The sequence below is a fragment of the Thermophilibacter immobilis genome (genome assembly GCF_015277515.1).
GTDB lineage: Bacteria > Actinomycetota > Coriobacteriia > Coriobacteriales > Atopobiaceae > Thermophilibacter > Thermophilibacter immobilis.
This window is the reverse complement of record NZ_CP063767.1, coordinates 692,413-713,783: the sequence shown is the minus strand read 5'-3', so window position 1 is coordinate 713,783 and position 21,371 is coordinate 692,413. Positions and strand designations below refer to the sequence as shown.

Here is a 21,371-nt window from a genome sequence, read left to right as displayed (position 1 = left end):
TGCACCAAGAAGGCCCCCGACATCAAAAAGGCGCCCCAATCCGCACGAGAGGGCGAACTGGGGCGGAGAGGGCGAACTGGGACGAGAGGTTCCGGGCGGAGACGAGAAGCCGGTACTATGCGCAGTACTTCTTCACAGTCGCGATCATTGCCTCCGGCGTTGTCTGCGCCATGATGTCGGCCGAGGCCTCGTCATCGATAAAGATGCCGAGAAAGGCCTGAAGAACCGCGACCTGGCTCTCCTCATGAGCCATAACCCCAAGGTTGACGATGAGCTGAGCGTTCACGAGGCCCGTATCCGCCATGCCATCAAACTCAAGGGGATGACTCGGCTTGACTATGGCGATGTAGGGCCTGAGGAGGTGAATCGGGTCGACGTGCGGCAGGGCAACGGAGATCGCGGTGCACTCAAGGCCGGTGGGATAGTCCTTCTCGCGTTCCAGGATGGCCTCGAGCCACGTCTCTTTGACGTAGCCTGCAGACTTGAGCCTCTCGGCAAGACGGCGGAAGAAGTCGAGGCGGTCATCTGCCTCAAAGTCAAGGAGCACGAGATCGGGCTTGAGAAGATCGACATCTATGGTAGACATGTCAGCTACCTCCTTGTTTTTGTGGTGACTGGAATGATGCACGGAAGTGACAGGGTCTAGGCCGCATTTTCCCCGTCGTTGGAGAAGACCCTGATCACCGAGGCAAAGTCCTCGACAAGGCGATCGTAGGCGGCCATGGTCATGTCATGCCAGTAGACGTTCGCGTCAGAGTTCGTCGACTTGAAGCTCGCGATGACGTCTTGCGCCGCCTCGCCGGCGTACTTGGCCCCGTAGGTGTAGTAGTTGATCTTGCGGATTCCCGCGTCGATGGCACGACGATAGTCGCCGTCCGAGACGCCCGAGCCGCCGTGCATGACCAGCGGAACGTGGGCGCGCTTGCGAATCTGCTCCAGGACGTCGAAGCTCAGGTGCGGCTCCCCCTTGTAGATGCCGTGCACCGTGCCGAAGGAGCAGGCCAGTATGTCGAGGCCAGTGTCTCTGATGAAATCAGCCGCCTGGTCGGGATTGGTGTAGATGGCCTCGGAGACGTGATCGTTCTCATGTCCCACGCCGTTCTCGCGAGTTCCCATGCTGCCGAGCTCGCACTCGAGGCCGCAGTCGAAGCCCTGGCACATCGCGGCCGCGCGTTGGGAGTTCTCGACGTTGACCTCGTAGGGCTCCATCGAGCCGTCGTACATGGCTCCCGTGAAGCCCATCTCGAGCGCGCGACGCATGTAGCCGAGATGCTCGCAGTGGTCAAGGTGTACGCAGACCAGCGCGCTGGACCGCTCGGCGAGGGCGACCATGGTAGGGCCGATGACGTCAAGGGGCACGAAGGGGTCATGGCCCTCGGCGTGCGCGAGAATCACAGGCTGTCCCGCTTGCTCGGCGGCGTCAAGTGCCGCCCGCACGGCCTCAAGGCTGGGCACATTAAACGACGCAATGGCCATGTTGTTCTGCTCGGCAATGGCGCAGATATCGCGAAGATTAACAATCATGAGTCATTCCTTCCTTTTGTCCGATATGAGGAGCTCAGCGAGCGTCAGCGGCGGCCACGTCCAACTCATCAAGCGTGACCTGGCCGTAGCGATGAAATACGGCGACCGCCTCGTCAATTTGCCCCTGCGTCATCTCGGCCATGGGAAGTCCCGTGGAAAGGGCCACCTGGATGGTTTTGCAGGCCTCTTCAAGGTAGACGCAGGCAAAAAGAGCCTGTCGGAGATCACGCCCCACGGCGATGACCCCGTGGTGCTTCAGAACGACGGCAAGGCGGTCTCCTATTGCCCGCACGGCCTCGACTCCCATGGAGAGGCTGCCGGGGTCCCCGTAGGGGGCCACGCTCACGGGGCCTTCAGTGGCGTTTGCCATGGTCGAGAGATTACACGGAATCTCGTCCATGACTAGGCCGAGCCCGGTTGCGTAGGGTTGGTGCGTATGAATTACCGCATTTACGTCAGGTCTGTGCGCAAAGATGTAGAGCAGCGCCTCGGTGTCTACGGACGCCTTGCGCGTCCCCTCGATGAGATTTCCCTCGAGGTCGACGACGAGCATGTCATCGACGCTCATCTGGTCATAGACCATGCCCGATGGGGTGACGACGATCTCGCCCGTAGGCATGCGCCAACTGAGATTTCCACCAGACAGCGCTATGAGGCCGTAGCCATCCATTTTAAGTGCCGCATCAAGCATCTGCTGCTTCTCGTTCTCGAACATAAGGCTATTCTCCAACCTTTCTTTTGAGTGTGTCGCCTCTCCCCGAGAGCACCGCCCAAAGGACGCGGCGGCGGCTTTGCACCTTGGACTGATGGCGACCATAGCCGTAGGCCTTCACGTACTCCTCGTTATTACGGCGCGCATGCGCCTTGAGGGTGTCAGGGTGAATCTGATATTCGAGGTCTCTGATACGCTTAAACAGTTCGTCACCATCTTCAAAGGACTTGGTGGAGAGCCAGAATCTTCCGTGCAGGGCATTGTGATTTCCTACGCGCAGATACATCTTCCCCGAGGAGGGGTACTCCCTCACCCGGAACTCGTCCAGCTCAGAAAGGCTGTAGCTTTGCTCTCTGCCAAAGAGCTCGAAGGATATCGTCGCGTCATCGAGAGTGACCGCATGCGCATAGCAACGCGCGACGAACGTGTTCCAAGCCTGATAGAGTGCGGCCGCACCAAAGACGGCGAAGAATCCGCCCATGCCAAAAGCGTTGATGAGCATAAGCCACACGCACGCCACAAGGATGAGTAGGCTGAACGTCCCTTCTCCTATCACCTCAATCGTGAAGTATGGCTCTCGATACGTGTATGTTTTGGTCTGCATGTCCAGCCTCCGAAGGTGGGGCTCGCACCGCACTCGATACGAGCCCCACGGATAGGGTCAGCCGTTCTCGATGGGGCGATGGCTACTCCTGCTGCTCCTCCTGGGCGGCGTGGAGCTCAGCGGCCTCCTTGAGAATGCGCCTGCGGTTCCAGATGGCCATGACCAGGGCAATGGCGGCGGTAATGAGGATACCGAAGATCCCAAAGACGCCAGCGAGGCGGGTGATGGCCCACGTGAGAGGGTTGGCGCCGTCGCAGATCGAGGAGATCTGAGTGGCCCCTCCCATGTCGAACTGCACGTTCATGGCAGCCTGGGTGATAAGCGGTGCAAGGTCGGTGGCAATGTAAAGGCCCACGGTGAGGACGATAATGCCGATAATGATGCCGCGGAAGCCGTTGTTGTGGACAACGGGGGTGATCAGCACGAACATCCAGGGGATAACCGCAAGGTCGGCGAACGGCAGGACCGTGTTGCCGGGCAAGATCACCGCGAGGAAGATGCAGAGCGGCACGAGCACGAAGGAGATGGTCAGCGTAACGGGGTGACCGACGCCCACGGCAGAGTCGAGGCCGATGTAGATCTTGCCACGATCGGAGAAGCGCTTCTCGATGAACTCGGAGGCGGCGTCGGAGACGGGGAGCAGGCCCTCCATTAGCAGAGCGGCCATACGCGGGATAAGGACGAGCACCGCACCGAGCGAGACAGCCAGCGTGAGAACTCCGGTAACGTCATAGCCAGCAAGAATACCGATGACAATGCCAATAACGGTGCCCACGATCATGGGCTCTCCAAAGATTCCGAACTTCTCCTGAAGGGTGTCGGTGCTGATGTTGATGTCGCGGAATCCTGGAATCTTATCAAAGACCCAGTTGAAGAGCATGGCGATGGGGGCATACGCAGTCGTAAAGCCATGAGGCAGAGAGATGCCCGGCATGCCCAGCGACTCCTCGACCAGCGGGGCCGTATAGTCTCCCAAGACCATGATGATAACCATGTTGATGACGGCGGCGATAATGCCAAAGGTCATGTTGTCGGTAACGATAGCAACAAGGGCACCCGTGAAGGCGAAGTGCCAGTAGTCCCAGATGTCAACGTCAACGGTTTGGGTCGTATTGGAGAGCAGCATGACGATGTTCACGATGAGGCCCAGCGGAATAATAACAAGACCGACGGTCGAGCCCATGGCAATGGCAGCGGCAGCGGGCCAGCCGACGTCGATTGTGGTCAGAGAAAGACCGAAGCGGGCGACCATGTCGGAGACGGCGGGCGCCAGCGTGGTACCCAGAAGACTGTTGATGACAAGGTTCAGCCCGATGAAGCCGATGCCGACCGTCAAACCCGCACGGAGGCTTTTGCCAAAGCCGGCCCCGAGTGCGCAGCCAAGGATCGTCAGGATAATCGGCATCATGACAGAAACGCCCAAGCCCTGGATGAACGAGAAGAAGCCAAGGATCGCGTCCATATGCCCTTCCTTTCGCGTGTTGAGGAACAACAAGTTAGTAAATGATATTTATTTTATTTCGATTCTGACTGAGCCCGGCGCGCCCCGCGGTTAGCGTGCCGGAGTATCGCTGAGTGAAACGCTTGGGCTATTCTTCCATGAGACGCAGAATCTCAGCGTTGGGCACGTCGAGACCCCTCCCCGTGAGATAGGGGATGCCGTTCACGTAGGGGCACTTAAGACCGTGTGGCGCCATCGTCGTAGCTACGAGAAAGTCGTAGTTTTCCGACTGCGCGGGAGTTTCGGCGATCTTGAATTGGGTGATCTCGTAGCGACCCTTGTAGCCGGCGTCATCAAGCATCTTCTCCACCTTCTTGCGAACGGCGGTAGAGGTGCAGATCCCCGATCCGCAAGCGAACATGATGCGCTTCTTCTTGCTGGTTACCATGACTCACACTCCTTTTCTTGCACGACAGGTCGTGCATCGACGTAGGGTCCTCACCCCCTTGTGGGTCCTACTCACCTATCACAATCACGCGGACGCGACGGGTGCGCTCGCGCGTGCGGTCATAGTCCACGAAGAAGATGCTCGCGAGGCCGTTCATCTGAAGCTCTCCCGAGGCGACCTCAAAGGCCTGGCTCCCCCCGATGAGGGTGGAACGAAGATGGGCGTCCCCGTTCCAGAGCATCGTGCGATCAAGGTTGGGCAGCCAGGACTCTGGGTTGGGCCAGGATTCGACCTCCTTGAAGTGGTCAACGCCAGGGTAGCGATAGGTGCCCCAATCATGCTGCTCGGGAAAGATGCGCTCGAGACCCCCGTTGAGGTCCGCCTGCAGAAACGTGTCTCCGTCGGGGGTGTGGTCGTGATCATACTCCTCGGAGAAGAGCGCGCAGGTGGTGTGGCACGAGATGACCACGGCGACGCCCTCCTGCACGCCGCTCGCCTTTACGATATCTGCGACGTCCGCCGTTATGTCAACGTACGTTGGCTTTCCCGCAAGCGTGTCAACACTGAGCTGGTCCTTGTATACGCTCACGGCTAGTCCTCCCTGCAGAAGTCGGCGCGGGCGCGGTCGAGCGCCGAGAACATCTCCTCGAGCGTGGCCAGAGGATCATCCGCCGCGACGATGCCAGAGGTGCCCCCCGTCCCGTCCGCGCCGTATCTGATGGCGTCATAGACGTTCTCCCCGCTGTGGATGCCCGCCGCCTGAAGCACGAGCGTGGACGGCGAGACCGACTTCACCGCCTCGGTGGAGGCGCGCATGTAGTCCTCCCCCGCCACCTTGCCGGTGCCGATGAGGCTGGTGAGCTCGCAGACCATCACGTCGGGCTCGAGTTGGGCGATGGCCCGGCTCTCCTCGACGGAGTCCGCGCACACCACCGTGAGGATTCCCATCTCATGGGCACGCGCGATCGTCGAGGCAAGCTCGTGGAGGGTGCTCGGATTCTCCGCATGATTCAGGAAGGTCGCCCTCACCCCCGCTGAGGCCAGGGCCTCGGGGAGCACGTGGCCCATGCCGCGACCCGGCACGAGGCTCTCCATGTACTGCGCGCAAGGCACGAGGTGGGGGCACGACTCGATGATGTGGGGCAGGTCGATGAGCTGGGCCGTAAAGAGGCAGTCGAGGTCATAGTGCTCGCTGAGCTCATCTGCCCTTTGGGCAAGTCGATAGATGTCCTCGCCAAAAAGGTAGGACTTAGGATTAACTACGAAGAATGGCCTTCTGAGCTTGTATCTGTCCATGAATCCCCTCTCTCGTGCCGGAGCACGTTCCCCGGATGCCTGTTTTCCTAGCTTGTTCATCCGTTGCTAAACAAGTTACTTGTCTATTCTCAATGATACAAGATAGAGAATGTCAAGATTCCGTGAACGGTAGGCAGAGGTCTTTGGGTGGTATTCGAGTTGTGTCATAAGAGGGGCCAGCACGCTTTTTTGCGCACCGGCCCCTGGGCCACCTCAGATTGAGAGCAAGAGGGCAACAAGAATGTCGCACGTGACTAGCTAGACTGATAGGCCGTTCCCACGATGGACTGACCCGGCTTGAGCCACGTGTTGCTCCATTCGATGGGGGTATCGTCCTCCAGGCGAATGTTTTGCTCAAGCAAGAGCACCGCAGCCGACTCGTCGCACCCCAGCAGCTCACCGTGCTCTCTGCCCGCCACGAGCGCCTGATAGCGCATGTTGGAGTATTGGATCTTCCTCTTCGAGTACTTCTGAACGGCATCGAAGAGCGGCACCTCGGTGAAGTCCACCGTATCGATACCCGGGCACTCCCTGAGGTTGGTCCAGCTTTCCTGGCAGATCACCGGCTCGCCCTCGACGCTGCGCACCCTCCTCATGAACATGACGCCGTCGCCCGGCTGAAGCATGAGCTCGATGGCGACATCGGCGGGCGCGGCCACCACACGTTTGTCAATGACATGCGTGACAAAGGGCTTGCCCTGCATGCGCAGCGACTCGGCAAACGAGATGGGCCTCACGCCGGCGGCATGCGAGATGCCGGGCTCGGCCACGAAGGTTCCCTTACCATGCAGCTGAACGAGCCTCCCCTCGTCCACGAGCGTGCTTATTGCTCTACGCACGGTTCCTCGTGAGAGGTCGTACTTTTTCATGAGCCCATGCTCAGAGGGAATCTTGGTTCCAATGCACCATTCCTTGGAGTAGATCTTCTCGCGGAGTATGTCTGCGAGCTGCAGGAAAAGTGCCTCGGCTGCCTCGGGGACCTCATGGGGCTCCCCTGCCAAACGTCTCGTTGCCACGCCGTCGCCCTAACTCTTGAAGCGGTAATTAATCTGAATGAATATACATGATGAAGACAAGTTGCTTGAGACCTCCGCACAATCGCCACGTGAGCGAGAGTCAAGGGTGACGCGCACAAAAAACGGGCCCCCCGCGAAAGCGAGGGGCCCGAGTCGCCGAGATGCCTGCCGACTGCGGAGCTACGATCTCTGGCTCGTGCTGGTACTGCTGCCGGAAGAGCCGGAGCCGGGGGTGCTGTTCTGCTGGCGCTGCTGCATCTCCTCGTAGAGACGCTGGAGGTCCTCGAGCGAGACGCCGTTGTCCGTGGTGGTGTCACCGGAGTCGGCCCCCGAGTCGGAGTTCTGCTGCTCCTGCTGGAGCGCCTCGTCGGAGCCCAATGTCACCTGGAAGATCTTCTGCTCACTGCCGCGCACGACCGTCACGGTGACGGTGTCGCCGATGCTGTGCGAGCGCACGGCGAGAATCGCGCCGTCCGCCGAGGTGACCTCGGTGTCGCCGATGCCGATAATGACGTCGCCAACCTCGATGCCCGCCTCGTCGGCGGGGCTGCCAGAGGTGACGTCGGCCACGTAGGCGCCGTAGTTCACGGAGAGGTTGTTCGTCTCGGCGTTGCGCGAGTTCACCGTCGCCATGGACAGACCGATGTAGGCGTGCGTGACGGTCTGACCGGAGATGATCGTGTCGGCAATCTGAGTGGCGTAGTCGCCCGGAATCGCGAAGCCGATACCAGCGAAGCTCTCGGTGTCAGACGAGTAGAGCGTGCAGATGCCTACGAGCTTGCCCTCGGAGTCCACGAGCGCGCCGCCCGAGTTGCCGGGGTTGATCGAGGCGTCGACCTGGATCAGGTTGGTGTAGAGGGTGTTGCCCGAGGACCCCTCCAGAAGTGTGTTGCGATAGAGCGCCGACACGATGCCCGCCGAGACGGAGTTCTCGAGCCCGAACGGGCTGCCCACGGACATGACCCAGTCCCCCACCTGAAGGTCAGAGGAGTCGCCGACCTCGACGGGAGTCACGGAGTCGCCCTCCAGGTCGACCTTGATCACCGCGACGTCACTCGAGGCGTCGGAGCCCACGAGGGTGGCGTCGTAGCTCTTGCCGTCGATCGTGACGGTAATCTCGGTGGCATCCTCGATGACGTGGTAATTGGTAATGATATCGCCATTGGAGTCGTAGACGACGCCCGACCCCATGCCCGATCCGTCGGCGTAGGTGCAATAGACCGAGACCACCGATGGCAGCGCCTTGGCGGCCACGGCGTTGGCGACCGTGGTGTCCTCGGCGGACGGGTCTATCGTGATCTGCTGGGTGGTACCGGTCGTGGTCTGCGTGGAGGTGGGTCCCACCACGCCCGTGGCCAAAAGCACGCCCGTGAGCGCGCCGGCCCCGACGATGCCCCCGATGAGGCCGACCACGACGGCCTTAACGCCCGCACGAGGCTTCTTCTCGTGATGGGGCCCCTGGGAGGCGGAGGGAGCCGAAGCGGTGCCCACCGTCGCGCCGGGGATAGGTGGGGTGGAAACGGTGGGTGTGACCTGCTCGGGGTTCTGCGGCGTCGGGGTGCCGCTCGCGTATTCGTTCATGCACTGCCTTCTCTCTCCTGCCGCGCGCACGTGAGCGCGGCAGCAGCCCATTGTTGGTCACGAATGTACCCGTGATGAGGGGAGGCAGACGGGAGAGTCTGCAAGAGCATCCAGACGGCACGACCCTTTTGCGTTTCTGAAAGCCCGGTAAGGGAGGGCCGGCGTTTGAGCCCCCGGGGCGCCCTTCTCGGGGCGGGCCGAAGCGCCCTTCTCACGATTGGGGCGCACTTTTGATGCAAAAGGCCCAGAGAGGCGTTCGAGCTCCTCTCAGCCCTACGTTTTCCCAGCTCAGAGACCTGGCGAGAAGAGCCTGTGGGCGCGAGGACCTCCTTCACATCAAAAAGGCGCCCCAACCCGCGACGGGAGAGGCTAGGACGGAGAGAAGCGGGACAGAAAGAGTCGAGACGAGAAGGGACTGGAGGCAGGACGGAGGCCTCCGCGTGACGAGAAGGGGCCGTCAGAGAACCTCGCACACCCTCCCGCCCTCGACGTGCAGCAGGCGCGTGCACGTGCGGGCGAGCAGCGTCGCGTCGTGGCTCACGAGCACGAGTGCCCCCGGGAAGGCGGCGAGCGCGCGCTCGAGTGCCTCGGCCGAGTGGAGGTCAAGGTGGTTGGTAGGCTCGTCCATGACGAGCACGCTCACCCCGGAGCGCGCCTTGAGCGCGAGCATGAGCTTGCGCAGCTCGCCGGGACTGGGCTCCCCGCCCGCCTCGAGCGTGGCCCTCAGTCTCTTGGGATCGGTGTTGAGCTGTGCCACGAGGGAGAGGGCGCGGCCGAGCTCACTGTCCGAGAGGCACATTGCCTGCTCGAGGACCCCGCGCTTCTCGTCCATGCCGAGCTCCTGCGCCATGACGAGCGCGGGGACGTCAGCGTCTAGATGCGCGACCAGGTGTCTGAGAAGCGTCGACTTTCCGGCACCGTTGGGTCCCTCGATTCCCACGTGGTCGATGTTGCCGAGAGCCAGGCTGGGAACGTGCAGAATCTGCCCGTCGGGCCCACAGGGGATGTCTTCCTCGTCGAGGCGGGCCAGGACCTTACGCGGATGCGCACGGGCATCGAACCACAGGTCTCCGTCGTAGCGTTTCTCCACATGGGCCTGCGCGAGCCGCTCCCGCGCATCCCCGACGCGCGCGTCCATGCGGGCCGCCAGGCGCGCGGCCACGCCATCCTTTCCCGTGTAGACCGCAAGACTGCGTCGCCCCCTCCCGTCACTGTCGTGCTTGTCGAGCCCGCGCGCTGAGAGCCGAGCAGCCGTTTTGAGCGCGAGGCGCGCCCTCTGCTTGTGCTCTGTCGAGAGGCGCGTGACCTCGCGGCGGGCGTCTCTGCGCGCTCGAGCGCCCTCGGCGCGCTCGAGCGCGGCCTGAGCCGTTGCCTTGGTGTAGCCGCCCGGGCGCAGGACAGCCCCAGCCCCCTCGAAGCACAGGCAGCGCTCGGCGAGCGCGTCGAGGAGCTCTCGGTCATGGCTTACGAGTAGCCCCACGCCCGAGAAGTCGGCGCACGCCCGCGCGAGCGCGCGGCGACAGGCGCTGTCCACGTGGTTGGTGGGCTCATCGAGCACGAGGACGTCAGGATGCTGCCAGAGGGCTACGGCCACCTGGAGCTTCTTGCGCTCGCCGACGCTGAGCTCGTCGTAGCGCCAGGCCATGTCGTCCGTGAGGGCAAGGGAGCGCCGCAACTCTCGGGCGAGCGAGCCGAAGTCGCAGGCGAAGTCCTCGAGCCGCTCGGGCACCTTGGAGGCCTCCTGTGCGCAGAAGACGCAGAGGGGGTGATCGACGGGGCCCCTCACGGTCCCCGCGCCAGGAGCGAGCTCTTGGCAGCACAGCCTCCCGAGCGTGGACTTGCCGCAGCCGTTGTCCCCCACGACACCGGTCCAGCCGGCAGGAAGGAAGACGCTGAGGCGATCGAGCACGGGCTCGACCTGGCCCGGATAGGTGTATGTGATGCCCGAGAGCGTCAAGGGTGAGGAAAAGGGCATGGGCGACCTCCACAAAAGGCCGCGCGACGCGCGCTACAGGATGCGAGAAAGGCGTGGGCGGAAGAGCGCTGATGCGCAAAGAGGCCTCTCGACGTCGCACGGCAGACAAAGGGGCACACAGGCCCCTGGGCACGTGCTGAGGTGACGTCGCTAGTTGCGCACGATCTTCTCTCCCTTGTGGACGGCTGCATCCGTGCATGCGCCGCGGAACTGGAACGGCACCCATCCTAGCACGGTTGCCCCTGCTCGCCTAGATGCGGAACAGGTACCCCACGCCGCGGATGGTGACGATGTGGGAGGCCACCTGCGGGCCCACCTTGGAGCGCACGCGGCGGATGTGGACGTCCACGGTGCGGGTGCCGCCGCAGTACTCGAAGCCCCAGACGCGATGCAGCAGGGTCTCGCGCGAGTAGGCGCGCGAGGGGTGCGTGACCAGAAAGCTCAGCAGCGAGTACTCCATGAGCGTGAGGTCGACGGGCTCGTCGTCGATGTAGACCTGGTAGGTGGCCAGGTTGATCGTCATGTTGTCCACCGTGACGATGTCGGCCGGGGCGCTCTCCTCGCCGGGCCACAGAAGCAGGGTGCAGCGCACCTCGAACTCGGAGACGCTGGCCGTGGAGAGGATGAAGTCGTTCTTGCCCTGGGTGGGCATCCGAAGCGTGGGGAGCTTGTCAAGGTCCTGCACGAGCAGCACCGGGATGAAGCCGTTCTCGGCGACGAAGGCGTCGACGGCGTTCAGGATTTCCTTGCCCATGCCCTCCGCGTCAAGGATCACCAGGTCAAACTCATGACCCGAGGATACGGCCTGCGAGAAGGTCTCCTGATTGGCAAGCGCAATGGAGACGTCAATCGCATGGGAGAGGTCTCGCATGCGATCGTGCAGCCGCGTCGTGGCCGAAATGAGCAGGATGTTCTTATGATGCATCCTCGCGCCTCCCGAGTATAGAAGCAGAAGTTTGAAAAAGATTAGCACAGCGCCCCCGTTTAAAGGGGGCGCGCGCGTAATTTTGCAAATGCGCCGCAGCTCACCATCCGGCCCAAAGCGGCGCGTAACCAGATGGAAACCCCTGGGCGTCCTTCGCGGCCTACTTGATGCTGCCGAGAAACTCGGCGGTGCGCGCGTTGGTCGGGTGATCGAAGACCTGCCCGGGAAGGCCCTGCTCCACGACCACGCCGTCCTCCATGAACACGACGCGGTCGGCCACCTCTCGCGCGAAGCCCATCTCGTGCGTGACCACGATCATGGTCATGCCGGACTTCTCGGCGAGGTCACGTATGACGTCGAGGACGCCGCGAACAAGCTCGGGGTCAAGGGCGCTCGTAGGCTCGTCGAAGAGCAGCACCTGGGGGTGCATGGCCACGGCACGTGCGATGGCCACGCGCTGCTGCTGGCCGCCGGAGAGCTGGGCCGGTTTGAAGTCGGCACGGTCGTCCAGGCCCACGGCCGTGAGCTGGCGCAGGGCCTCAGCCTCGGCTTCGGCCTTGCCCTTCTTGAGGACCTTGGTCTGGCCTATCATGACGTTGCCCTTGGCCGAGAGGTGCGGGAAGAGGTTGAAGCTCTGGAAGACCATGCCCACGTCGCGGCGCAGCTTGTTGACGTCCGTCGCGGACCTGCCGGTGATCTCGGCGTCCTCAATCAGGATGTGACCGGCGCTCGGCGTCTCGAGCAGGTTCACGCAGCGCAGCATCGTGGACTTGCCGGAGCCCGAGGGCCCCAGGACCACGACGACCTCGCCGGGCCAGACGTTGAGGTTCACGTCCTTCAGGACAAGCGTCTCGTCGAAGCTCTTGTTGAGGTGCTCGATGCGCACGATCGGGTGCTCGCCGGGCGCGAAGTGATGCCTCGTGAGGCCCTGGTCCGTCGCGTAGGCCCTCTGCGCGGCCTCGTCAGCCGAGGGCGCGGGGGCGGCCTGTGTCGTGTCGGCGCGACGGTTCTTCTTAGCGGCCATCCGCGATCTCCTTCGTCTGGGCTGCAGGCTCGTCGGGAAGCTGGGCGCGCTTGCGGGGACGCGGGCCTCCTCCACGCTCGGAGCGGGCGATATTGTTCTCGACGATGCCGACGACCTTGATGAGCGGCAGCGTCACGATCAGGTAGAAGATGCCGGCTGCGACGTACGGGGTGATGTTGCCCGTGACGGTGGTCAGGTTCTTGGAGAACATCATGAGCTCCATGACGCCGACCGAGGACAGAAGCGAGGTGTCCTTGAACGAGGTGATGAAGTCGCTCGTGACCGTGGGGATCACGCGGCGGACGGTCTGCGGCAGGATGATCGAGAACATCGTCTGCACGCGGCTCATGCCCAGAGACGAGGCCGCCTCGTACTGCCCCTGCGGTATGGACTCGATGCCCGCACGAAAGATCTCGGCGAGGTAGGCCGAGGAGTTTATCGCCATCACGACGATGCCGAGCAGGTTGTTGTTGATGTTGATGCCCATCATGGGCAGACCAAAGAACGCGATGTAGATCTGGAGGAACAGTGGCGTGCCGCGCAGGACGTTGATGTAGGTTATGGCAATGGCGCGCACGACGCGATGACGCGAGATCTTGAGCATGGCAAACAGCAGCCCGAGCGCGATGGCGAACGGGTAGGCCGCCACGACGATGCCTATGCACAGAATCCAGCCGGGAAACAGCGACGAGAAGGACGTGACCAGGAGCTGCGGCTTCAAGAACATGCCCAGAAACTGGTTGGAGTTCCACGCCTGGACCCATGCCTGGCCGTCGAGCCAGTTGACGATCTGCTGCAGCGGGGTGTTGGCGATGATGCCGATGGCATCGGAGTCCGCAAGCGCATGTGTGCCGTCGGCCGCGACGTAAGAACCCGAGACGGCGTAGTCGCCGCCGGCGGCGGGGAACTGCGCCCCCGTGATCTCGAGCCGCACGAGCAGCCCGGCGCCGACGGGCTCCGAGAAGCTCACCGTGGCCTGGGTGCCCGCAGCCTCGACCGTGGTGTCGACGTTGGCGCGGCTGAGGCCGTCGAGGACCGTGACGCGCGTCGTGGACCCGTCGAAGCTCGACCCCTCCGGCAGCGTGAGCGTGACCTGGGTGACCTCCTCGCCCTCCTCGACGGTGCCCTCCCAGGTGAGGCGCGTGTCCATGCCGCCGATGACGCCGGACCCGCCGTCCTCGTTGGGACGCGCGGTGGCCTTGTCGGTGGTCAGGGCCTCGGCCACCTGCGGGGCGACAAGGGCCTGGCCCGCCAGCGCGACCACGAGCGCCACGAGGAGGGTCGCGAGAGCGTGCCTCGTCGACCGGTGATGCGAAAGCTCCATGTGTGAGCCTGCCTTTCTAACGGGGCGCGGGATCCCCCTGGGGGGACCCCGCTCACGCGCTCGCTCTGGGGGCTCGGACTAGATCTCGGAGCCGAACCACTTGGTCTCGATCTGGGCCATCGTGCCGTCGGACTGCATGTCGGCGAGGGCCTGGCTGATGGCCTTGGTCAGGCCGGGATTGTCCTTGGAGACGGCGATGCCGTACTGCTCGCCGGTGGGAATCTCCTCGGCGACCTTAAGGTCCGAGAAGGACTGGGAGAGCATGTTGGTGGCGACGGGCAGGTCGACGACCATGGCGTTGTAGCGCCCCGTCTGCACGCCCATGAGGCCGGCGGTCACGTCGGCCAGCGGCACGACGGTGGCGTTGGGCAGGTTCTCCCTGATCCAGGCCTCGCCGGTGTTGCCCGCCTGGCAGGTGATCCGCATGCCGTCGGCGTTGAGGCTCTCCTCGGTGGCATCAGAGGAGGCGAGCGTGATGAGGGCCTGGTTGGAGGCGAGGTAGGGGTCGCTGAAGTCGACCGACTCGAGGCGCTCGTCGGTGATCGTCATGGCGGTGACGGCCACGTCGGCCTTGCCGCCCTGCTTGATCATGGGCACGATGGTGTCGAACTGCTGGCTGGGGAGAAACTCGCACGTAAGGCCCAGGCGGCTGGCGACCTCGTTGGCCATGTCGACGTCGAAGCCCACGGTGTTGCCGTCGCCGTCGATGTACTCGAACGGGGCGAAGCCGAGCTCGGCGACCACGGTCAGCTTGCCGTCCTGGACGAGCGTGTAGCTGGCCTCGGAGGAGGAGTCGTCGGTCGAGGCGTCACTCGAGGAGCCGCTGCCGCCGCAGGCGGCGAGGCCGACGACGAGGGCCGCCGAGGCGGCGACTGCGGCGATCTTTGAGACGAGCTTGTTCATGCGTGTTCCCTTCGTTTACGGGCTTTCTCTGGGACAGGCGACCCCATCCCCTGCTTTCTAGTTAGAGCTCCGCGCCGAACCACTTGACCTCGAGGGTGGAGATCGTGCCGTCTGCCTCGAGGTCGGTCAGCGCGTCGTTCAGGGCGGCCGTGAGGCCGGGGTTGTCCTTGGAGACCACGATGCCGTACTGCTCGCCCGTGGGAATCTCAAGGGATACCTGGCAGTCCGTGAAGGAGTTGGTGCAGAGGTACTGCATGACCGGCAGGTCCGCCACGGCCGCGTCATACCGGCCCGTGGAGACGCCCGTGACCGCGGCCACCGGGTCGTCGAGGGACACGATCTGCGCCTGGGGCAGGTTCTCCTCGACCCAGGAGGCACCCGTCGTGCCGGATTGGACGGCGATCGTGACGCTCGCGTCGTTGAGCGCGTCCTCGTCGGTCTTGTCGGAGCCGACGCGGGTCACGAGGCCCTGGTTGGAGTCGATGTAGGGATCGGTGAAGTCGATCTCCTGCTTGCGGTTGTCGGTGATCGTGAAGTTGGAGACGCCCACGTCCGCCTTTCCGCCCTGCTTGATGAGGGGGATGATGCTGTCAAACTTCATGGCGGGCAGATACTCGCACGTGAGGCCGAGGCGCTCGGCGAGCGCGTCCATGAGGTCGACCTCGAAGCCCTGGGCCTCGGCCGTGGACTCGTTGACAAAGTCGAAGGGCGGGTTGGCAAGGTCCGAGGCAACGACGAGCTTTCCGTCCTCGACGAGCGTGTAGCCCGCGGCGTTCGCTTCGTCCGTAGTGGAGGTGGTGCTGGTCCGCCCTCCCCCACTGCATCCCGCGAGCGCTGCGGTGAGCGCGCAGACGACAACGAGGCCGCCTGCGATCCGGCTGGAGAGCTTCATGATGGGTTTCCTTCCCCAAATGCTTCGGCGCGTGGTCACGCCCTTTCCGACGGAGGCACGAGGTCTTCCCCGTGTCAGGGCTCACGCCCCGTCCGTCGCCTTCAAGCAGTTTGGTTCAAGAGCCCTTTAGGAATCGAGAGGACAGCGTTTCTTAACACGATTGACATGAAGCTTCTCGTATTACGTACACAGATGAATATAATTACCCCTAAAACACGATAAAATGTATATTTTAGCGAGAAATATGTTTACTAGTGACAGAATATTCACGCTTGACCGCTCATCATGCATAATGATGAACCTCCTGGCGCGCGCAACGTCGTGCGGCGTGGACCGCCGCTGCGAGGAAGCGCGCTTTGAGCGAGCTTCCTCGCAGAGGTCTCAGGCATATCCCCGAGCGGACCCGGTGCGACAGCGGTCTCAGAATCCTCCAAAGCCCGTCGCGTCTGGCGGACAAATTTATTTGTCCGCCAGACGCGACGGTCGCACGCCCTAGCCCTAGTGCCCTGTCCCTAGTAACCTCCGTAGTAATGGATGCGCTCCCAGTCGGTCACGGCCGTACAGTACTCGTACCACTCCTGGCGCTTCTCGTGCACCAGGTAGTCAAAGATATGGTCGCCCAGGACCTCGCGCATGAACGAGGACGCCTCGAAGCAGTCGACCGCCTCGCCGAGGGTGCGCGGCAGGCGCTCGATGCCCTGAGAGGCCAGCTCGCCGTCGGAGAGGTTGAAGGTGTCGCACGTGGCCTCGGCGGGCAGGGGCAGGCCGTCCTCGATGCCCTTGAGGCCGGCCGCGATGGTGACGGCGAGAGCCAGGTACGGATTGGCAGTGGGATCGGGGCTGCGCAGCTCGACGCGAGTGGAGATGTGCTTGCCCGGCTTGTGCGTGGGAATGCGCACGAGCGCCGAGCGGTTCTTGCGGCCCCACGTGGCGTGGTTGGGAACCTCGCCGGTGGAGATGAAGCGCTTGTAGGAGTTGACCGTCGGATTGGTGACGAGCGTGAACTCCGGCGCGTGGGCGAGGATGCCCGCGACGTAGTGCTGACCGAGGTCGGACAGGTGCGCCTCGTGGTAGTCCTTGGGCGCCCAGAAGAGGTTCTCGCCGTCGTGATCGAGCAAAGACTCGTAGAGGAACATCGCCGAGCCGGGAGCCGTGGTGATGGGCTTGGGCATGAACGAGGCATACATGCCCTGGCTGGAGGCCTCTTGCTTAATCACGAGCCGCGCCGTCATGATGTTGTCCGCGCAGCTCACGGCCTCGCTGAAGCGAAGCTCCACGCCGTTTTGCGAGGGCCCCGCGGCATGATAGGAGTACTGCACCGGGATGGACATCTTCTCGAGCATGAGTGAGGTCTGGCGACGCAGGTCGTTGGCCGTGTCCATGGGCGTGAGGTCGAAGTAGCCGGCGTTGTCCAGGGGGACCGGGTTGCGGTCGTTGTCGAAGTAGAAGTACTCGATCTTGGGCCCCACGTTGGGCACGAAGCCCCGCTCCTGCGCCTGGTCGAAGACGTTGAGCAGGCAGCGGCGCGGATCGCCCTCGAAGGGCTCGCGCGACGGGGTGTAGACGTCGCAGAAGACGCGCGCGACGCCGGACTCCGTGGGGCGCCACGGCAGAAGGGCGAAGGTGTCGGGGTCCGGGAAGGCCAGCATGTCGGACTCCTCCAGGGAGGCGAAGCCGTCGACGGACGAGCCGTCGAAGCCGATGCCCTCCTCGAAGGCCTCCTCGAGCTCCTCGGGAGAGATGGCAAAGGACTTGAGGTTACCGAGCACGTCGGTGAACCACAGGCGGACGAAGCGGATGTTGCGCTCCTCGACGGTGCGCAGGACAAAGTCGACGTCATTCTTGCTGCTCATACAAGCTCCTCCCCGGGGTGCCGGATCGGCGTTCATCTTAGTCCCCGATAGAGTCGCACACCTGTGTTTCACGCCTGTTTCGACCGGCCAGACGCACACGAAAATCGACAGACGGCGCAGATGCCGAGAAGACGCTACTTCTTCTTGGCGGAGAGGGCCGCGTCCGCATGGCGCAGCATGTTCTCGGCCGCGCTGCAGGGAGCTCCCGTTTCGTAGGCGCTGCAGCTGGACGCGCTGCCGCAGTCCGAACAGCCGTCCTTGTTGGACCTGATCAGATAGCGAACGCACAGGGCCACTGCCGCTGCCACGACGGCGAGTATGACGATATCAAATGGGGTCATGCCGGCCTCTCCCCTCAGAGAAGACGAAACTTCGGTGTTAACTAAGGTCAACTATACCCATGTGCGGCATACTGTACCTGCCAGGCAGTCAATGCCGCACAAAGTTCTTATCGAGAAGGGACGTGTCTCAATGAACGACGACCAGACCATGCAGCTCGTCATCGTCCGCCACGGCGAGTCGGAGTGGAACAAGCTCAACCTCTTCACCGGATGGACCGACGTTGACCTCACCGACACCGGCCGCGAGGAGGCCCATGCCGGCGGCAAGGCGCTCAGGGAGGCCGGCTACGATTTCGACGTCTGCTACACCTCGCTGCTCAAGCGCGCCGTTCACACGCTGAACTGCGTCCTCGACGAGCTCGACCGCAACTGGCTCCCCGTCCACAAGGCGTGGCAGCTCAACGAGCGCCACTACGGCGCCCTCCAGGGCCTCAACAAGGCCGACGCCGCCGCCGAGCACGGCGAGGACCAGGTCAAGATCTGGCGACGCTCCTTCGACGTCCAGCCGCCCGCCCTCACGCCCGGCGACGAGCGCGACCCGCACGTACTCGAGATGTTCCGCGACGTGCCCCCCCAGGACCTCCCCTACACCGAGTGCCTGAAGGACACCATCGCCCGCGCGTGGCCATACTTCGAGAGCCAGATCAAGCCGCAGCTCGAGGTCGGCAAGCGCGTGCTCATCGCCGCCCACGGCAACAGCCTGCGCGCCCTTGTCATGCAGTTCGAGAAGCTCACGCCCGACCAGATCCTCGAGGTCAACATCCCGACCGGCGTGCCGTGCTCCTACACGTTCGACAAGGACTGGAACATCATCGACAAGCACTACATCGGCGACCCCGCCGCCATCGAGGCCAAGATCAGCGCCGTGGCCAACCAGGGCAAGGCCAAGAAGTAGTTCGGACCGCGGATGTTGCTGCAGCGCCTCTCGCGTTCGAGTGCGCGCAATTCAGGATCGAACTATCCCCCCCCAACAGGGAAAACGCGGCGAGAAGATCTCTCTTCTCGCCGCGCCTTTTTGGGAAAAGCGTGCGCTCGACCCGCAGCCGAGCCCTTGCCCCTATGCCTCGACGAGGGTCTTCGCGGCCGCCTTGAGGGCCGCCTGGGCGTCGTCGTCGGGAGCCTCGAAGGCCGTGACCGTGGCGACCACGTTCACGCTCGCCGCGTCCGCGTTCTCCTTCCAGTTGACCATCCAGTCGCCGTCAGCCCATGCGTAGCTGCCAAAGAGCACGACGGGACGGCCCCCGAGCACCTCCTTGCAGGCGTCCCAGACCGGCTCGAACTCCTCCGACTCGAGCTCCTCGTCGCCCATGGCCGGGCACCCGAAGGCCAAAGCGTCATACGAGGAGACCTCGCCGGCCGAGAAGTCCGCCACGCCCACGAGCTTGGGCGTGCCGCCTGCCTCGGTGACGCCCGCCTCAAAGGCTTGGGCCATCTCCTCGGTGTTCCCGGTCCCGGTCCAATAGACGATCGCGACGCTCTTGCCCATGAGAATCCTCCTTGTTCTTCTGTCGCGGCGGTCGCCGCGACTACGCCATTCCCATCCGAAGGAGCTCCCCCATGGGTGCCCCCTCGGCGTAGAGCCGTTTGCAGAGACGCTCGTGGCGCCCGAGCTCGTCGAAGCGACGACGGGCCCGCACGGGGTCTCCGTACACCTTCCAGCGCCCACACGCGACGGCGCCGCGCCCTCCATCAGCCATGAAGCCGGCGACGTCGGCAACCGGATAGCCCAAGATGAGCCCCACCTCGTGCGGGAAGGGCCCGCGCCCCGCGTAGTAGGCGCGCAGACGCCGCACGAGGTCCGAGACGAGCCGGGCCGCGTGGGCGGTCGGAAGACCGCAGCTCGCCATGAGCGCGCGGGCGGCCTCGTCGTCGAGGAGCCCTGCCACCTGGGCGGGGCGCCACGCGAGCAGCATGGGGCCTCCCTCGCGCTCGGCGAGCCACACGATGCGCACCCCGTAGGCCTTGGTGCGCTTCGCATAGGCGACAAGCAGCCTGCCCGAGAGGAGGCGCGCGGCGCGGGCATCGGGGGCCGCACCATGCGAGCGGGGCCTGAAGCCAAAGAGGGCCGCGGGCTTCTCGCCCACCAGCACGAGACCTGCCTGCCGCACGAGGCAGTCGACGAACTCGGCCTCGAGGGCGTCCTCGAGGGTTCCCGCTCCCTGCAGGCCGGCCAGGCAGACCTCAATCCCCTTTCCCATCGCGCCTCCTTCCCTTGAGTTACCACTCGCTAACTTGTGGTCTGGAGAAGAGTACACCATAGAAAACTTATCGTCTAGGGAGAAACGAGCCGGGCGATCGGACGAGTTCTGATGCGCTGGCGCGAGGGCGAAAGCGCACCCATCGCAAGGGTCGGGGCAACGAAATTTTGGAGGGCAAAGCGCGACGCACAAAGGCGCCACCTGCCTAGAGGGGGTTGGCAGGTGGCGCAAAGATTGCCATTTGCAGCGGGGAGAGGGTCCGCCGCTCAGGCTGGGTTAAACATGTCCCGTGCCCTTGCGAGCACGTTTAAGAGAATAGGTAAAGGAAGGCTAACTTTCAATGTAAACCTTGTCTAACACAGTCTCTCCATAATTCCGAGTTGAGTGGTGGTATTTAAAACAAGCGCCCGAAACGAAGTCGAATCGGGCGAGCCGTATCGGGCGTCCTACCCCAGGGCGACGTCGAGCACCATCATGATGACGAAGCCGCCAATGAAGCCGAGAGTGCCCACGTTCGAGTGCTCGCCGAGGTGCGACTCGGGGATGAGCTCCTCGACCACCACGTAGATCATGGCTCCTCCCGCAAAGGCCAGGAGCCAGGGCATGAACGACGTGATCTGCTTGCTCACGAGCACCACGAGGATGCCGAAGATGGGCTCGACGATCCCGGACAGGCTCCCCATGACGAAGGCCTTGCCGCGGCTCATCCCCTCGCGGGCGAGCGGCAGGGAGACGGCCGCGCCCTCGGGGAAGTTCTGCAGGCCGATGCCGATGGCCAGCGCGAAGGCCATGCCCAGGTAGGAGCTGGCGGCGGCCCCCGTGGCCTGGGCCGCCATCGCGAAGAGCAGCCCCACCGACATGCCCTCGGGAATGTTGTGCAGCGTCACGGCCGAGACGAGCAGGGTCGTGCGCTTCCAGCTCGTGCGGATGCCCTCGGGCTCGTCCGCCTCGGGGTGCAGGTGCGGCAGGATCGAGTCGAGCACCATGAGGAAGGCCACGCCCAGCAAGAACCCGCCGCCCGCCGGGATCCAGCCGGGAACGCCCTGGGCCTCGGCCTGCTCTATCGCGGGGTCGAGCAGGGACCACATGCTCGCCGCCACCATGACGCCGGCGGCGAACCCCAGGAAGATGTGGTGCGTGAGGTCGCGGTCGGACTTGAAGAAGAACACGACCGCAGCCCCGGCGGTCGTCATGAGCCACGTGAAGCCACAGCCGAGCGCCGCCCACGCGAGCGCCTGGAGGACGTTTGCATCAAACATACGCATGCCTTTCATGTGCCGTTTTAATGGCTCAAGAGTATAGCATGCGTGAAAG

General features: G+C 63.6%; 22 protein-coding genes. 1 reads left to right on the top strand and 21 read right to left on the bottom strand.

Annotated elements, in window-relative coordinates:
• Positions 1–115 precede the first annotated feature (115 nt).
• The 18 genes from INP52_RS03180 to INP52_RS03095 all read right to left on the bottom strand — a co-directional run bounded on the left by INP52_RS03180 (position 116) and on the right by INP52_RS03095 (position 17,859).
• Positions 116–586: a PTS sugar transporter subunit IIA gene (locus INP52_RS03180; protein ID WP_194372343.1), complete on the bottom strand. Its 471-nt coding sequence runs from the start codon at positions 584–586 to the stop codon at positions 116–118.
• Positions 587–642: 56 nt separating this feature from the next.
• On the bottom strand, positions 643–1,524 hold the full coding sequence (locus tag INP52_RS03175) for a class II fructose-bisphosphate aldolase (protein ID WP_194372340.1): 882 nt from the start codon (positions 1,522–1,524) through the stop codon (positions 643–645).
• Positions 1,525–1,558: 34 nt separating this feature from the next.
• Positions 1,559–2,239 (bottom strand): class II aldolase/adducin family protein, encoded by a 681-nt coding sequence (locus INP52_RS03170; RefSeq protein ID WP_194372338.1) that lies wholly within the window; start codon positions 2,237–2,239, stop codon positions 1,559–1,561.
• 4 nt (positions 2,240–2,243) lie between these two features.
• Positions 2,244–2,840: a hypothetical protein gene (locus tag INP52_RS03165; RefSeq protein WP_194372336.1), complete on the bottom strand. Its 597-nt coding sequence runs from the start codon at positions 2,838–2,840 to the stop codon at positions 2,244–2,246.
• Positions 2,841–2,922: 82 nt separating this feature from the next.
• Positions 2,923–4,302 (bottom strand): PTS galactitol transporter subunit IIC, encoded by a 1,380-nt coding sequence (locus INP52_RS03160; protein WP_194372335.1) that lies wholly within the window; start codon positions 4,300–4,302, stop codon positions 2,923–2,925.
• Positions 4,303–4,429: 127 nt separating this feature from the next.
• A complete protein-coding gene (locus tag INP52_RS03155; RefSeq protein ID WP_194372334.1) occupies positions 4,430–4,729 on the bottom strand; it encodes a PTS sugar transporter subunit IIB in 300 nt (99 codons plus the stop codon).
• A gap of 67 nt (positions 4,730–4,796) precedes the next feature.
• Complete coding sequence (locus INP52_RS03150; RefSeq protein WP_194372333.1) at positions 4,797–5,318, bottom strand: YjbQ family protein; 522 nt, start codon at positions 5,316–5,318, stop codon at positions 4,797–4,799.
• A 2-nt stretch (positions 5,319–5,320) separates the two neighbouring features.
• The gene (locus INP52_RS03145; RefSeq protein WP_194372332.1) at positions 5,321–6,025 is read right to left on the bottom strand and encodes a triose-phosphate isomerase; all 705 of its coding nucleotides are present in this window, start codon (positions 6,023–6,025) and stop codon (positions 5,321–5,323) included.
• A 254-nt stretch (positions 6,026–6,279) separates the two neighbouring features.
• A complete protein-coding gene (locus tag INP52_RS03140) occupies positions 6,280–7,041 on the bottom strand; it encodes a GntR family transcriptional regulator (RefSeq protein WP_228478398.1) in 762 nt (253 codons plus the stop codon).
• A 180-nt stretch (positions 7,042–7,221) separates the two neighbouring features.
• A complete protein-coding gene (locus tag INP52_RS03135) occupies positions 7,222–8,622 on the bottom strand; it encodes a S1C family serine protease (protein ID WP_194372331.1) in 1,401 nt (466 codons plus the stop codon).
• A 457-nt stretch (positions 8,623–9,079) separates the two neighbouring features.
• Positions 9,080–10,597 (bottom strand): ATP-binding cassette domain-containing protein, encoded by a 1,518-nt coding sequence (locus INP52_RS03130; protein WP_194372330.1) that lies wholly within the window; start codon positions 10,595–10,597, stop codon positions 9,080–9,082.
• 250 nt (positions 10,598–10,847) lie between these two features.
• Positions 10,848–11,522 carry a response regulator transcription factor gene (locus tag INP52_RS03125; protein ID WP_194372328.1) on the bottom strand — a complete coding sequence of 225 codons (675 nt, stop codon included), beginning with the start codon at positions 11,520–11,522 and terminating at the stop codon, positions 10,848–10,850.
• Positions 11,523–11,682: 160 nt separating this feature from the next.
• A complete protein-coding gene (locus tag INP52_RS03120) occupies positions 11,683–12,546 on the bottom strand; it encodes an amino acid ABC transporter ATP-binding protein (protein ID WP_269747174.1) in 864 nt (287 codons plus the stop codon).
• Entirely contained in the window at positions 12,536–13,870 is a 1,335-nt protein-coding gene (locus tag INP52_RS03115) for an amino acid ABC transporter permease (RefSeq protein WP_194372326.1), read from the bottom strand. The genes INP52_RS03120 and INP52_RS03115 overlap by 11 nt, the downstream gene beginning before the upstream one ends.
• 78 nt (positions 13,871–13,948) lie before the next feature.
• On the bottom strand, positions 13,949–14,773 hold the full coding sequence (locus INP52_RS03110) for an ABC transporter substrate-binding protein (RefSeq protein ID WP_194372324.1): 825 nt from the start codon (positions 14,771–14,773) through the stop codon (positions 13,949–13,951).
• A gap of 61 nt (positions 14,774–14,834) precedes the next feature.
• A complete protein-coding gene (locus INP52_RS03105; protein WP_194372322.1) occupies positions 14,835–15,665 on the bottom strand; it encodes an ABC transporter substrate-binding protein in 831 nt (276 codons plus the stop codon).
• Positions 15,666–16,177: 512 nt separating this feature from the next.
• Positions 16,178–17,518: a glutamine synthetase family protein gene (locus tag INP52_RS03100; protein ID WP_194372320.1), complete on the bottom strand. Its 1,341-nt coding sequence runs from the start codon at positions 17,516–17,518 to the stop codon at positions 16,178–16,180.
• Between the two features lie 134 nt (positions 17,519–17,652).
• A complete protein-coding gene (locus INP52_RS03095; protein ID WP_194372318.1) occupies positions 17,653–17,859 on the bottom strand; it encodes a FeoB-associated Cys-rich membrane protein in 207 nt (68 codons plus the stop codon).
• 130 nt (positions 17,860–17,989) lie between these two features.
• Between INP52_RS03095 and gpmA the strand changes: the two genes are divergently transcribed.
• Positions 17,990–18,754 (top strand): 2,3-diphosphoglycerate-dependent phosphoglycerate mutase, encoded by a 765-nt coding sequence (gpmA, locus tag INP52_RS03090; protein WP_194372316.1) that lies wholly within the window; start codon positions 17,990–17,992, stop codon positions 18,752–18,754.
• Positions 18,755–18,916: 162 nt separating this feature from the next.
• Here the strand turns inward: gpmA and INP52_RS03085 are convergent, their stop codons facing one another.
• From INP52_RS03085 to INP52_RS03075, 3 genes are all read right to left on the bottom strand, one after another.
• Positions 18,917–19,345 (bottom strand): flavodoxin, encoded by a 429-nt coding sequence (locus INP52_RS03085; RefSeq protein ID WP_194372314.1) that lies wholly within the window; start codon positions 19,343–19,345, stop codon positions 18,917–18,919.
• A gap of 40 nt (positions 19,346–19,385) precedes the next feature.
• Positions 19,386–20,057: a DUF3793 family protein gene (locus INP52_RS03080; RefSeq protein ID WP_194372312.1), complete on the bottom strand. Its 672-nt coding sequence runs from the start codon at positions 20,055–20,057 to the stop codon at positions 19,386–19,388.
• A 446-nt stretch (positions 20,058–20,503) separates the two neighbouring features.
• Positions 20,504–21,316: a ZIP family metal transporter gene (locus INP52_RS03075; protein WP_194372310.1), complete on the bottom strand. Its 813-nt coding sequence runs from the start codon at positions 21,314–21,316 to the stop codon at positions 20,504–20,506.
• Between the last annotated feature and the right edge of the window lie 55 nt (positions 21,317–21,371).